Annotated in this window: 11 protein-coding genes; 10 read left to right on the forward strand and 1 reads right to left on the reverse strand. The window is 33.1% G+C overall.

The window, feature by feature from the left end; genetic code table 11:
* The first annotated feature begins 771 nt into the window (after window positions 1–771).
* The 10 genes from CLFS41_RS00015 (at window position 772) to wecB (ending at window position 13,145) form a co-directional block, all read left to right on the forward strand.
* Window positions 772–2,022, forward strand: coding sequence for a nucleotide sugar dehydrogenase (locus CLFS41_RS00015; RefSeq protein ID WP_045091069.1), 1,251 nt, complete (start codon window positions 772–774; stop codon window positions 2,020–2,022).
* Between the two features lie 23 nt (window positions 2,023–2,045).
* Window positions 2,046–3,179, forward strand: a complete 1,134-nt coding sequence (locus CLFS41_RS00020; protein WP_045091070.1) for a glycosyltransferase family 4 protein — start codon at window positions 2,046–2,048, stop codon at window positions 3,177–3,179.
* 384 nt (window positions 3,180–3,563) lie between these two features.
* Window positions 3,564–4,706, forward strand: a complete 1,143-nt coding sequence (locus CLFS41_RS00025; RefSeq protein WP_045091071.1) for a glycosyltransferase family 4 protein — start codon at window positions 3,564–3,566, stop codon at window positions 4,704–4,706.
* Window positions 4,707–4,721: 15 nt separating this feature from the next.
* Window positions 4,722–5,906 (forward strand): radical SAM protein, encoded by a 1,185-nt coding sequence (locus tag CLFS41_RS00030; protein WP_045091072.1) that lies wholly within the window; start codon window positions 4,722–4,724, stop codon window positions 5,904–5,906.
* 18 nt (window positions 5,907–5,924) lie between these two features.
* Entirely contained in the window at window positions 5,925–6,875 is a 951-nt protein-coding gene (locus tag CLFS41_RS00035; protein WP_052665553.1) for a glycosyltransferase, read from the forward strand.
* Window positions 6,876–6,896: 21 nt separating this feature from the next.
* The gene (locus CLFS41_RS28830) at window positions 6,897–8,045 is read left to right on the forward strand and encodes a glycosyltransferase (protein ID WP_052665555.1); all 1,149 of its coding nucleotides are present in this window, start codon (window positions 6,897–6,899) and stop codon (window positions 8,043–8,045) included.
* 63 nt (window positions 8,046–8,108) lie between these two features.
* Window positions 8,109–9,425: a hypothetical protein gene (locus tag CLFS41_RS00050; RefSeq protein ID WP_045091073.1), complete on the forward strand. Its 1,317-nt coding sequence runs from the start codon at window positions 8,109–8,111 to the stop codon at window positions 9,423–9,425.
* Window positions 9,426–9,473: 48 nt separating this feature from the next.
* A complete protein-coding gene (locus tag CLFS41_RS00055; RefSeq protein WP_052665557.1) occupies window positions 9,474–10,475 on the forward strand; it encodes an ATP-grasp fold amidoligase family protein in 1,002 nt (333 codons plus the stop codon).
* Between the two features lie 196 nt (window positions 10,476–10,671).
* Complete coding sequence (locus tag CLFS41_RS00060; RefSeq protein ID WP_045091074.1) at window positions 10,672–11,934, forward strand: flippase; 1,263 nt, start codon at window positions 10,672–10,674, stop codon at window positions 11,932–11,934.
* A 92-nt stretch (window positions 11,935–12,026) separates the two neighbouring features.
* Window positions 12,027–13,145, forward strand: a complete 1,119-nt coding sequence (gene wecB, locus CLFS41_RS00065) for a UDP-N-acetylglucosamine 2-epimerase (non-hydrolyzing) (RefSeq protein WP_045091075.1) — start codon at window positions 12,027–12,029, stop codon at window positions 13,143–13,145.
* Window positions 13,146–13,540: 395 nt separating this feature from the next.
* Here wecB and CLFS41_RS00070 read toward each other — a convergent pair.
* On the reverse strand, window positions 13,541–13,759 hold a 219-nt coding region (locus tag CLFS41_RS00070; protein ID WP_045091080.1), incomplete at its 5' end, for an IS200/IS605 family transposase.

A 13,759-nucleotide genomic window follows, 5' to 3' on the forward strand; every position in this document is an offset into this window, starting at 1 on the left:
GGAATGGTTGTGGGGATTTGTGAGGGTGGTTGGTGCAAATAATAACAATTATTTGGAGGAGATTCTATCCAGAACTCATTAAAGACATAGATAAAAATCATAAAACAAACCAGGTCTAGAAATGTGTTTTAAAGATAAGTTAAGGGGATTTACCTAAGGTAAAAATGCATCACTTTTATTAGATATAAATGATACCTTAAATACAATACTCTTTGATACCACTGCGAATATTTCCTCCCCATTTTCAGTTATGATCTGATAGTCAAACACTATGGGGTATTATCGTAAAATAGCCTCACGGAAATAAAAACTTTTTTTAGAATAATCCGGTGTCGGAGTCAATTGGTACATTTTTCACAATAGTTTGAATGGGGTATGTATGTGGTTTATGTTACCGCCAAATTTCACAGTTGATAGTAAAAACATCAATAGATTCAACATTTAGTTGAAAATACTTTACAAAAATAGATAGCTTTGAGAGTTTGGAAACTGTTGAGTCTAATGCTAAATCAAAAAATATAAATACTAAAAGGTTTAGTAATAGATTGAGGAGAAAGATTTAAGTAAAAATTGGAGTAAACACGAGTGATACTTGAAGGTAAAGATTAGTACTTAAATATACGATCAAGTTGTCAGTTGAAATCATCTGCAATATAAAGTACATTGCGGTCTGGTTTAACAGATTATATACGTAACTATTTGGTGCTTAAAACCATTAGATATTAAATTAGAGAATAGAAAATTTCTTTGCTGGGAAAAGGTGTTAATATTATGAATAGAAATTATACAATTGCCGTTGCTGGTACCGGTTATGTAGGATTATCAATTGCTATTTTGCTTTCACAGCGCCATAATGTCTGGGCTGTTGATATTATTCCAGAGAAAGTGGAACTGATCAATAAAAGAATATCCCCTCTTCAAGACGAGTACATTGAGAGGTATCTGTCTGAGAAAGAGTTGAATCTGACTGCAACGCTTGATGCCAGAGAGGCATATTGTACCGCAGATTTTGTGGTTATCGCAGTCCCTACAAATTATAATTCAACTACTCAATACTTCGATACGTCTGCAGTCGAGACTGTGATTAAGCTTGTTATGAAGTACAATCCTAACGCCATAATAGTTATCAAATCAACAATCCCAGTCGGTTATACTGCACTCATTTGTGAGAAAACAGGTAATCCGAACATTCTCTTTAGCCCGGAGTTCCTGCGTGAAAGTAAGGCTCTTTATGATAACTTGTATCCGAGTCGAATTATTGTTGGTACTAATTTAAATGATAAACGTCTGGCTGATGCAGCATATGAGTTTGCTAGTCTGTTGCAGGAGGGGGCAATCAAGAAAAACGTTAGCACATTGTTCATGGGAGTTACGGAAGCCGAAGCTGTCAAGCTTTTTGCCAATACCTATCTCGCACTACGTGTAGCTTATTTCAATGAACTGGATACTTATGCAGAAAGCAAAGGACTGAATAGCAAACAAATTATTGATGGTGTCTGCCTCGAGCCCCGTATTGGTAATCATTATAACAATCCTTCCTTTGGTTATGGTGGTTATTGCTTACCCAAGGATACTAAACAATTACTGGCAAACTACGTTGATGTTCCAGAAAAACTGATTGAAGCAATCGTTGAGAGCAATAAAACAAGGAAGGACTTTATTGCAGATCGTGTGTTGCGTCTGTCTGGTTATTATGGATACGATGAGGATAATGAGTTTGATAAAACCCAGGAAAAGTCGGTTACAATTGGTGTATATCGCTTGACTATGAAATCTAATTCCGATAACTTTCGTCAGAGCTCTATTCAGGGTATTATAAAGCGCATTAAGGCAAAGGGAGCCACGGTTATCATCTATGAACCATCTTTAAAAGATGGTGATACCTTCTTTGGCAGTGTGGTTGTAAACGATTTAAACATATTCAAAAGGCAGAGTCAGACTATTATCGCAAACCGCTACAACAGGTGTCTGGATGATGTGAAAGAAAAAGTTTATACGCGGGATCTCTTCATGAGAGATTGAGATGTATATAGGAGTATTCAAAAATGAAAGAACAGTTAAAAATTGCAATGCTAGGGCATAAGCGCATTCCATCGCGTGAGGGAGGCATTGAAATTGTTGTGGAAGAGCTCAGCGTTCGGCTGGTACAAAAAGGGCAGTCAGTTACTTGTTACAATCGTTCTGGCCATCATGTCAGTGGAAAGGAATTTGATGGGGCCACTTTGAAAGCGTATAAAGGCATAAATCTCAAATCAGTCTTTACGGTTAATTGTAAGGGGCTTGCTGCTATGACATCTTCATTTATGGCAGCATTGTGTTGTGCATTTTCAAGCTATGATGTCATTCATTTCCATGCGGAAGGACCTTGTGCCATGCTGTGGCTTCCTAAATTTTTTGGAAAAAGGTGTATTGCAACCATACACGGTATCGATTGGCAAAGAGCTAAATGGAACAGTTTTGCTAGCGACTATATAAAATTTGGAGAAAGAGTAGCTGTAAAGTTTGCCGATGAGATTATTGTTCTTTCAGAAAGCGTTCAGAAATATTTTATGGATACTTATGGAAGAAAAACTGTGTTTATTCCCAATGGTGTCAGTCGGCCGAAGATCTACGATGCTCAGCTCATTCGTGAAAAATTCAATCTTGAAAAAGACGAATATGTCCTTTTTCTGGGTCGTGTGGTACCGGAGAAGGGATTAAGGTATTTGATAGAGGCGTTTAAAGATATTAAAACAGATAAAAAGTTAGTCATCGCTGGAGGAAGTTCAGATACGGATGCTTTTATGCAAGAGTTAAAAGAACTTGCTAAAGACGACAAAAGAATCATTTTTACCGGTTTTGTACAAGGAAAGATGCTTGAGGAATTATATAGTAATACATATGTTTACTGCCTGCCATCTGATTTAGAAGGTATGCCACTGAGTTTATTGGAAGCAATGAGTTATGGAAATTGCTGTTTGACTTCGGATATTTCAGAATGTGTTGAGGTTGTAGAAAACAAGGCAGTGACTTTTAAAAAATCAGATATAATAGATTTGGGCAAAAAGCTACAAATGATGTGTGAGAATACGAAAGCTGTGGAAAAATATAAAAAAGAAGCTGCAGAATTTATATGCAACAAATACAATTGGGATAATGTGGCTGGAGAGACACTGAAATTGTATAGAAAGAAAAGATAATTGAATAAAGAGTAGGATAGGTGATGTATTTATATGAATAGTGTCACAAAAATAACAGAATGACCTATAATTCTACCAAAATGATTAAGCTTATTAAAAACTTTCCATAAAAGGCATCCTCTAATTCTTCTTGGGGCGAAATGTATTATGTTATTACTTGTGGTCAATGCCATATTTAATGGGACACTAATAGCCTATGTATTGATATTCGTACTTAGTTTTTACCGATATATTGATGAGTTCAAGCACTATAAAATCAATACTTTAAGATTTGAAATTTGATTCTGTATATAAACGAATAATATTTTCTTTAGGAAATACCCCCAATAAATTCACTATATTAGATATTTTATAATTAAGATTATATGGATTAGGAGAATTGATATGAAACACATAGCTCTTATTAGATCCGCTTCTTCTGCTGTCTCAACAAATGGTTATAATATTCAGGAAATTGGTATGGCAAAAGAATTAGACAAAATAGGAATTAAGGTAGATGTATTTCTGATTTCTGACAAAAATGAGACATACAGAGAAAAAACAGGAAAAAATAACGGTGTAACGGTTTATTGGCTTAAGGGAATCAAACTTCCTGGGCAGCAGGGGTATTATAAGGATCTGGTGAAAATTCTCAGTTCTAACGAATATGATATGATTCAAGCATTGGATGATAGTCAAATTACAACAGTATTAACGAGCTGTTATTGTAAGAAAAGAAAAATTAAATTTGTATTATGGCAAGGGATGTATGAGAACTATCCCGAAAAATATAAGCGTCTAATTCAATGTGTTTTTGACTGGACATTACTTAAAGTATTACGCAAAAACACAAAATACTGCATAGCAAAGACAACTTCGGCAAAGAACTATCTTGAGAGAAAGAAATTTTCTAATGTTGATGTGATTCCCGTTGGTTTAGAAGTAGCTAATTTTAGCGGCGGGACCAAAATTGATTATAAAAAAGAATTGAATATTCCAGACACATGTAAGATACTACTCTACGTGGGAAAAGTAGAAGAACGTAGAAAACCTTTGTTCTGCGTAGATATCTATGAAAAGGTTAAGACCAGATATGAAAATTGCTGTTTAGTTTATGTTGGAAAGGGACCAATGCTTAAGGATGTCCAAGAGTATGTTAAAAATAAAAACATAAAAGATGTACATTTTATTGAGGGTATTCCACAGAAGGATTTGCCGAATTTGTATACAATTAGCAGTTTATTTATATTGCCTACAAGATATGAAATTTTTGGGATGGTATTACTGGAAGCAATGTACTTTGGTACACCTGTTATCACATATAAAGCAGCAGGACCGATTGATGTAATTAAAAATGGCGTAGATGGAATAGTTATGGATAATTTCGAGGTGAATCAATGGGCGGATAAAATTTTTTTACATGTTGTGCAGAAAAATGACTGTAAGATAATGGGAGAAAAGGGCATGAAGAAGATTATCAATAATTACTTATGGTCCAAGGTTGCCGATGACTATATTAAAAAATATATGGAAATTATTAATAATTAGGTGGAGGAAAGAGTTGTGGATAAAAATAGTGAAAAGAAATTAAATGGCACGATCATTGTGACCTATCGATGTAATGCGCGTTGCACTATGTGTAACCGATACAAGGCACCTTCTAAACCAGAAGAAGAAATCACTATAGAAACTATTAAGAAGTTACCGAATATGTACTTCACTAACGTTACTGGTGGGGAACCATTTATTCGCACTGACTTAGATGATATTATATACGAGTTATATAAAAAATCAGATCGTATTGTTATTTCCACGAATGGCTTTTTTACAGATCGTGTTGTTAGTCTTTGTAAGAAATATCCACAACTAGGAATTCGTATTTCTATTGAAGGATTGGAACAAATTAATAATGAGATTCGCGGTCTTCAGAATGGCTATCAGCGTGGTTATAGTACCCTAAAAAGATTGCGCGAAATGGGAATGAAGGATGTTGGATTTGGTATGACCATACAGGATAAGAATGCATCTAATCTTGTTTCACTGTATAAAATCTCTGATAAGATGGGGATGGAGTTTGCAACAGCCAGCTTACATAACAGCTTCTATTTCGTAGAAGAGAAGAACATTATTCATGATCGCCCAATGGTTGCCAAAAACATTGAGAGCCTGGTAAATGAACTTCTACGAAGTGACAGTCCGAAAAAGTGGTTCCGTGCCTATTTTAATCATGGCTTGATTAACTATATCTATGGTCAGAAAAGGTTACTTCCTTGCGATATGAGCTTTGATACATTCTTTATTGATCCGTATGGTGATGTCATGCCTTGCAATGGTACTAAAGATAAAGAAGTCATGGGTAATCTGAACAGTCAGGCCTGGGATGAAATATGGAATAGTTCAGAAGCTGATGCGGTTCGTGCGAAAGTTCGCTGCTGTGATCGAAATTGCTGGATGATTGGTAGCGTAAGTCCTGCAATGCATAAGTATATCTGGAAGCCTGCTGTATGGGTTCTAATACACAAACTTAAGTCCCTGTTTGGGAAGAATCCATACAGTATGTATGAAAATAAGATTTGTTGTGATTATCGTGATGGTAAAGTAAGTAAAGAGGAACTGGATAAGTGTAGCACTTGTGATATGAATTGTGTCATTAACAATGGTTTGAGCGAGGCGTCACAGGAGCAATTAAAACATAAGACAGGTGAAGAAATTGTTAATGCTGATATTGCAGAACAAATGAAAGGTTAAAATGAAAAAATAAAAACTATGGCGGTCAAGTTTAGTATAATAGTACCCATTTATAATGCTGAAAAATATTTAAAAGAATGTGTTGACTCTGTATTATTACAAACATTCAATAATTATGAAATTGTTTTGGTAAATGATGGTTCAACTGATAATTCGTATGAGATTTGTGTAGAATATGAAAAAAATTTCAAAGAAAAAATACATATCTATACAAAAAAAAATGAAGGCTTATCAGCAACAAGAAATTTTGGTCTAAGTGTGTGTTCCGGAGATTATATTATTTTTTTAGATAGTGACGACTTTATTGAACCAAATTCATTGGAGGTATTTAATGATATTATTTGTAAAAAAAATGTTGAAGTCATTGCAGGATATGCAAGTCATTATACAGAAATGGGAGGAAAAGAAAACAGCAGACCTTACTTAAGAGAAGCTGAAGATATAAAAAGAGGGACTGATTTTTTTCAATATTCATTGTATCAGAATAATATGAGAGTTTGCGCGCCGTATTATATCACAAAGAGATCGCTTATTGAAGATAATAATCTTAGATTTAAAATAGGATTATTGCATGAGGATGAATTATGGACCCCTATATTATTGTATTATGCAAAAGCGGTTTTTGATTTGAAATTTTGCTTTTATAACTACAGAATTACAAACAATCAATCTATCACAAGAAGCCCATCAAATAAGAAAAAGAGAGCTATGGATAGGATTATAGTTGCTGAGGAACTTGATAAATTTTTTTCATCTAAAGCAAACGAAAACAGTTATAAATGTTTTCAAGATAATATAGCAGCACAATATATGTATGCAATATACGATGGAAGGCTTTATAAAGATGAAAATTTTTCTATAGATCGTAGGTTTCCAATGAGACATGCTAAAACAAATAGATATAAATTTAAAGCATTTATTTTTGCGTTAAGTCCCCAATTTGCTTGTTGGTTAAGAAAATACAAGTAGTTTATTATATGAGGTGTTTTTATGGAATTTGATAAGAAGAAAAATAAAATTGTGGTAGTTCATTATGGAAATATAATGTTATATCCTCCAGTTCTGAGTCTACTCGAAAATTTATTATATAATAGATATAATGTAGTATTGATATCAGGTAATACAGATAGATTACCTAATAAAATAAAAAAAGGTGAAATTGTCATTATTGAATTCCCGGTTATCTCTAGTTCTAATCTATTAATGAGGATTATAAGACGCTTTGGGACGGGTCATGGGTATCGAAAAGCAGTTATTCAAAACATGTCAGATGGTGATATAGTGTGGACAACAACAGACTCTACTGTTCGCACATTAAACAGGGTATTGTTAACATATAAACATATTATGCAATTAATGGAATTGGAAGAATACTTCCCGTTATTTAGTGGAGCAAAGTTTCTAAAATTTAATTTAGCAAAGTATGCTAATTTATCGTGGAAAACAGTGGTTCCTGAAATAAATAGAGCCTACATCCAAAAAGTTTTTTGGAAGTTGGATAATATCCCTAGTGTTTTGCCTAATAAACCATATAGTTTATATGCGGGTGAAATACATGAAGATGTGCAGAAAGCGTTAACGATTATTAAATCTGATGGACGAAAAAAGATTATGTATTTGGGGGTGTTAAGTGTAGATCGTAACTTGGAACCATTCGCTAGAGCACTAGAATTAGCAGGGAGTGAATATTGCCTTTATATTCTTGGTAATGTACCAGAAAGTGAAAATGTTAAATTTAAAGAATTTTTAAAAAAGTATTCACATGTTGTATATTTGGGGTTTTTTAATCCACCAAGTCATCTGCATTTTCTAGAATATGCTTATATAGGGCTATTGCCGTATGTAACAAATTATAAGAGTGTAGTGATTTCACCACTAAACATCCTATACTGTGCTCCAAATAAAATTTATGAATATGCTGGATATGGCGTACCAATGATTGGAACTGATGTATTAGGATTAAAGCAACCTTTTGAGAAATATAATATTGGCGTTTGTTGTAAAGATTTGTCTCCACAGACAGTTGCTAAAAAAATAGCTTATGTTGATTTGCATCATGAAACAATGAGAAAAAACTGCAGAAAGTTTTATGATGATACAGATCTGGATTTAATAGTTAATGAGATAATAAATTCGTGATATATTCATACGTTTATTCTGAAATTGGTTATCTTGGAATACTATCGAACAAGCATGAAAGGAATGTATGAATTTGACTACAGTATTTCATATATAGGTAATATTATGGTAAAATTGTCTAAAATATTAGAAATAGGAATAGAGTTATGTTGCATACTTATACTTGGTTTTATGCAATTGACAAAAAAAGAATATATTGGATATTATTCCACTAGAACTATAGTTATTATACTTGGTGTAATAATGGCTATTGCAGTTCTTTCTATTGCTAAACATGACAAACGCTTATCTAATATCATCAAAACAGAATATAGATATATACGAATATATCTATTTTTAATTTTTATTAGTAGCATTTATACTTTGGTATCATATAATTATTCATTTAAAGAACTATTTTATGTACTTATTCCATATCTATATATATTTCTAGCATTTCCCATTACTTATGTGTTTTATAAAAATGGTGGAATGGAGAAACTATTACTTCGTTTGAGTCTTTTTGTTATTTGTATTCTTATCTGTAAAGCAATAGCATGGTTTTTATTCAATTTTAGTGATCAGATTATTTTTGAAAGACTATTATTTGAATTTAAAGACTGGTTTAGAAATGGATTGCAAAGAGTCAATGCGGGATATTTAATCGGAATATCTTTGGTTATATTTTTTTGTAAGGGGTTTGAACAAAATGGAAAACTTATTTATAAAATTGCAGTCATCTTTATTATTTGGTTTTTGATGAATATTACTGTTTTTAGATTTCAATTTCTAACAGCAATTGGAACATGTTTCGTTGTGTATTATTTTTTAAATGGAAAAGAATTAGGTGTGTTTACACGCCGTGCAATATTAATTTTTCTTGCTATAGTTATTTTAACAAGTAAACCTTTTCTTAACTTAATTTATACTTTTTCTGTTAATAATTCCACTCTAGGAAATTCAACAGCAGTTCGTTTATTGTGCTTTAAGCATTATTCTAATTTATTTATATCAAAAAATCCAATACTAGGACTGGGATTTCTTACTAGTGGAAATGATTCTGCAAATGCGATTATGACATATGCGGGGAATATGATATATTGGCTTGAGGATCTTGGTCTTTTAGGAGGTTTTTTTAGATTGGGCGTGTCTTCAATATATATTTATGGAACTTTATTTTACTTTGCAATAAAAACATGTATACAGTCTTTAAAAATACAAGGAGGTAATTTAAAATCAGTAATTTGGGGAGTATCGGCATATATGATAGTCACATGCACGATGTTAAATATATTTGATGCTCAGAGAGCCTTTGATGTACCATTTTATTTAGCAATTATCACATATTCCAATTGGAAAATTAAAGATATCCAGCAAAAGAAGACCGAATTTTATAACTAAAAAATAGATATGTGCAATATTTTATTGAGAATTTAAGAGAGGCAAAAAATGAATGAATATATTAGAATAGCCTATCAAACTACTAAAAGGATAGTAAGAAATCCAATTTTTTTAAACTTTGGAATAAAAGACAAGATAATGTTTTATGTATTATTGAAAAGAGAAAAACATTACAAAAGATTGAATGAAGAACAAAAAAGAGTCGAACTAAAAAATTGGTATTTCAAACAAACAGGCGAAAAATTAGATTTAGAGTGTCCTAAAAACTTTAATCAAAAGATCCAATGGTTGAAAATTTATGATAATGTTCCTGAAAAATCAGTACTTTCTGATAAGTACTTGGTTAGGAATTGGGTCAGAGAAAAGATAGGCGAAAAATACTTGATTTCTCTTTACGGTGTTTGGTCTAATGCTGATGACATTGACTTTAAAATAATACCAAAACCCTTTGTTTTAAAATCAAATCATGGAAGTGGTATGAATTTAATTATAAATGAAAAATACAAGTTTAATGAAAATAGATTGCGAAAAGTGGCTGATAGGTGGTTGAAAACACCTTATGATATGTCCGGAATGGAACAGCAGTACTATACAATTACTAGAAGAATAATAGCGGAAAAGTTTATTGTCCAGAAAGATGGAAACTTGATGGACTATAAAATTCATTGTTTTAATGGAGAACCCCAATTTATTCAAGTAATTGGCGATAGAAATTTAGAACTTCACACTGCCAAGGAATGCTATTTTGATTTGAAATGGAATAGAAATAATAGTTTATATAATACATATCAGCAGTATGAAGTTCCACCTAAAAAACCAGAGTGTCTTCATGAAATGCTAGAAATTGCAAGTTGCTTAAGTAAAGGATTTATTTATGTTAGAGTAGATTTATATATAATTGAAGAAGGAATTAAATTTGGTGAGATGACCTTTACTCCTGCATCAGGCATTGGAAAATGGGGAACTGTCGATATAGGTTGCGGAATTGCTTGTTCTAATGTTTCGTGTAAGAATACTGTCGAGGATGCTGTGAAAGAAAATTGTAAGTAAGAGATAATGAAAGAGTAATTAAATAGTAGGCGAAATGATAAGATTAGAATAATAATAATTTTAGAGGATATTCCTTACATATAATCTGATAAGTTACTAATCATACTTAGAATAGTAGAGTAGCCTTAGAATATTCTGAAAGAAAGGAAATGTCTATTCACAACTTAATGGATGGACTAAGCGAGATGCTACAATAATGGAAAAAGAAAGTATACTTTCTATAAAATCTATACTAGAGAAAAAGTCAGTTAAAAATGGAGCTTGGATGTATTTACTACAGATCTTTAATACTATAGTACCGCTTCTAACTTTGCCCTACATAACCAGAATTTTAGGAGCATCGCAATATGGAATGTTTTCAATTGCAATTAATATTATTACATATTTTCAAGTGATAGTTGAATATGGATTTGGAATGTCTGCAACGAGAAAGGTGGTTTTAGCGAATGGCGTTCCGAAAAATCTGAATTATATTTTCACATCGGTTTTATATTCAAGATGTATATTGGTTACAGTATGTTTTATACTTACGGGCATATATACAATACTAAATATTGAAAATATAAATCAATGTATGTGTTTGCTCGTTTTAATGGTAGCACTGTTTGGAAATTGCATACAGCTAAACTGGCTTTTTCAAGGTCTGCAGCAAATGCAGTATATTTCTATTATTAACATAATTGCTCGTACAATTTCGGTTATATTAATATTCATTTTTGTTAATACTCCGGATGATTTATTACTATATTGCTTTTTATACTCTGTATCACCTTTTGTAAGCGGCCTATTAGGTTTATTTGTTGCTAAAAGAACGTATGATATAAGATTTGTTAGTATTAGTTACAGCGATATATATAATGAGATGATAGAAGGGTGGTATGTTTTTACAACCCAATTGAGTTCAAAGGTTTTTGGTGCAATTGGCATTACATTCCTTGGGATTTTTGCGACAAATAGTGAAGTGGGGATTTACTCTGCTATTCAAAAAATCCCCAATTTAATAATACTAGCATGGAGCCCTATATCTCAGGTGATGTATCCAATATCCAGTCAAAAAATGCATCAATCATTAATATATGGAAAACAATTTGTCAAAAAAGCAAGACGAGTTTTTGTGCCACTTTTTTCAACGATTGCACTTGTAGTTGCAATATTTTCTAAAATGGTGGTGCGAACTGCTTTCGGTAAGGAATATGCAGCCTATTCTTATTGGATCATTCCACTACTTCTCTGGATGGTATTAGCAATAAATAATAATTTTTCTGGTATACAAACTTTATTAGCCAGTGGACATGATAAGGAATATAGTAGATGTTTTCAAATAAGTGTTGTAATAACTGTAATTTTGAATTTTGTATTAATTTATTATTTTAAAGGAAATGGGGCATGTTTAGCACCATTTTTATCTGAAATGTCTTTAGCTATTTTATTACACAGAAAAGTAAAAGAGCTAAAGTAAGATAAATGATGATATGTATTTTATAAATTTGAATTTTAAAAATAAATTGTTGTCAATACAATAATATAAGAAATAAGAGGATTGATAGGTGAATGAAAAAAATAATGTTAGTCTTTGGTACTAGACCAGAAGCGATTAAAATGTGTCCATTAGTAAATGAATTAAAAAAACGTAAAGAGATCAAAACTGTGGTTTGTGTAACAGGTCAACACAGACAAATGTTGGATCAGGTTTTGGCAACATTCAATGTGATACCTGATTTTGATCTCTCTATTATGAAAAAAGGACAAACCTTGTTTGATATTACAACTAGAATTCTGGAAAAGATACGAGTAATATTAGAAAAGGAAAGACCTGATGTTGTTCTTGTGCATGGGGATACATCAACAACATTTGCGACCGCTTTAGCTTGCTTTTATTTGCAGATTACTGTGGGGCATGTCGAAGCAGGTCTTCGCACGTATAATATATATTCCCCGTATCCGGAGGAATTTAACAGACAAGCTGTATCTATTGTAAGTAAATTTCATTTTGCCCCTACAAAGCTTGCAGCTAATCATCTTATTAAAGAAGGAAAAATGAAGGAATCGATATACATTACTGGAAATACTGTTATAGATGCCATGCAGCATACAGTTACAGAGGATTATACTCATCCAGAGCTGGATTGGGTGGGTGAAGATAAGTTGATTTTTATAACTGCGCATAGAAGAGAAAATCTAGGATTACCAATGCATAATATGTTTCGGGCGATTAGAAGAGTTCTCGATGAGCATCGGGATTGTAAAGCTGTGTATCCAATTCACATGAATCCTGTAGTTAGAAAAGCTGCTGATGATGAACTTGGCGGATGTGATAGGATTCATATTATTGAGCCAATTGAAGTTATTGACTGTCATAATTTTGAAGCAAGATGTTTCTTATGCCTTACTGATTCAGGTGGAATTCAGGAAGAAGTACCTTCCTATGGAAAACCTGTTCTTGTTATGAGAGATACAACAGAAAGGACAGAAGGGGTGGATGCTGGAACATTAAAACTAGTAGGAACGGACGAGGAAACTATATATAAAAACTTTAAAGAACTTTTAGATGACAAAGAAGTATATAATAATATGGCACAGGCATCTAACCCGTATGGAGATGGTCATGCGTGTAAGAGGATTGCAGATATATTGGAGTACGGTACATATGAACCTTGGGATGCAATATAAGAGTGTGTGAAGAAATCTCTGTAAAAGCAAATCTTCTATGATAATGGCAGGGCTGAAAGCTTCTCTATGAGTGATCAGCCCTTGGTTTATATATACCGGACAATACTGCGTATATCAAGGTAAACGATCCATAGCCAGTACCCTTCCACAAAATCAAAACATCTGAGAAAATATACTTCAGTATTAAGTCAAGACCACCGGCTTAGCCGGTGGCTTGTTCTGCCCCTATAAGGGGCTGTTACCTGCTTGCGCCCGGAAGGCGCACTGAAAAGTCTGCCTGCTGCACCACATTCTCAGCTGCCCTTAAAAGGGCATGTTCAGTGCTTCCTTACTCCGGCTTTGCCCCAATAGGGGCTTACTGGTTTGCTTTGACTTCCTACTGACTCTTAAGAGTCCTACTTCTTGTTTTTCTTCACCGGCTCGCCCGTAAACGGGTCTATGTACTCTACTAACGACATCTGGTCATATTCCAAGTCCTCTTTTATCTGATTTTGGATGTATGCCTTTATTGCCGCCGTATTCTTTCCTACTGTGTCCACATAATATCCACGGCACCAGAAATGACGGTTTCCGTACTTATACTTTAGGTTCGCATGCTTCTCGAATATCATGAG

It is taken from the genome of Clostridium sp. FS41 (assembly GCF_000954015.1).
Classification (GTDB): Bacteria; Bacillota; Clostridia; order Lachnospirales; family Lachnospiraceae; genus Enterocloster; species Enterocloster citroniae.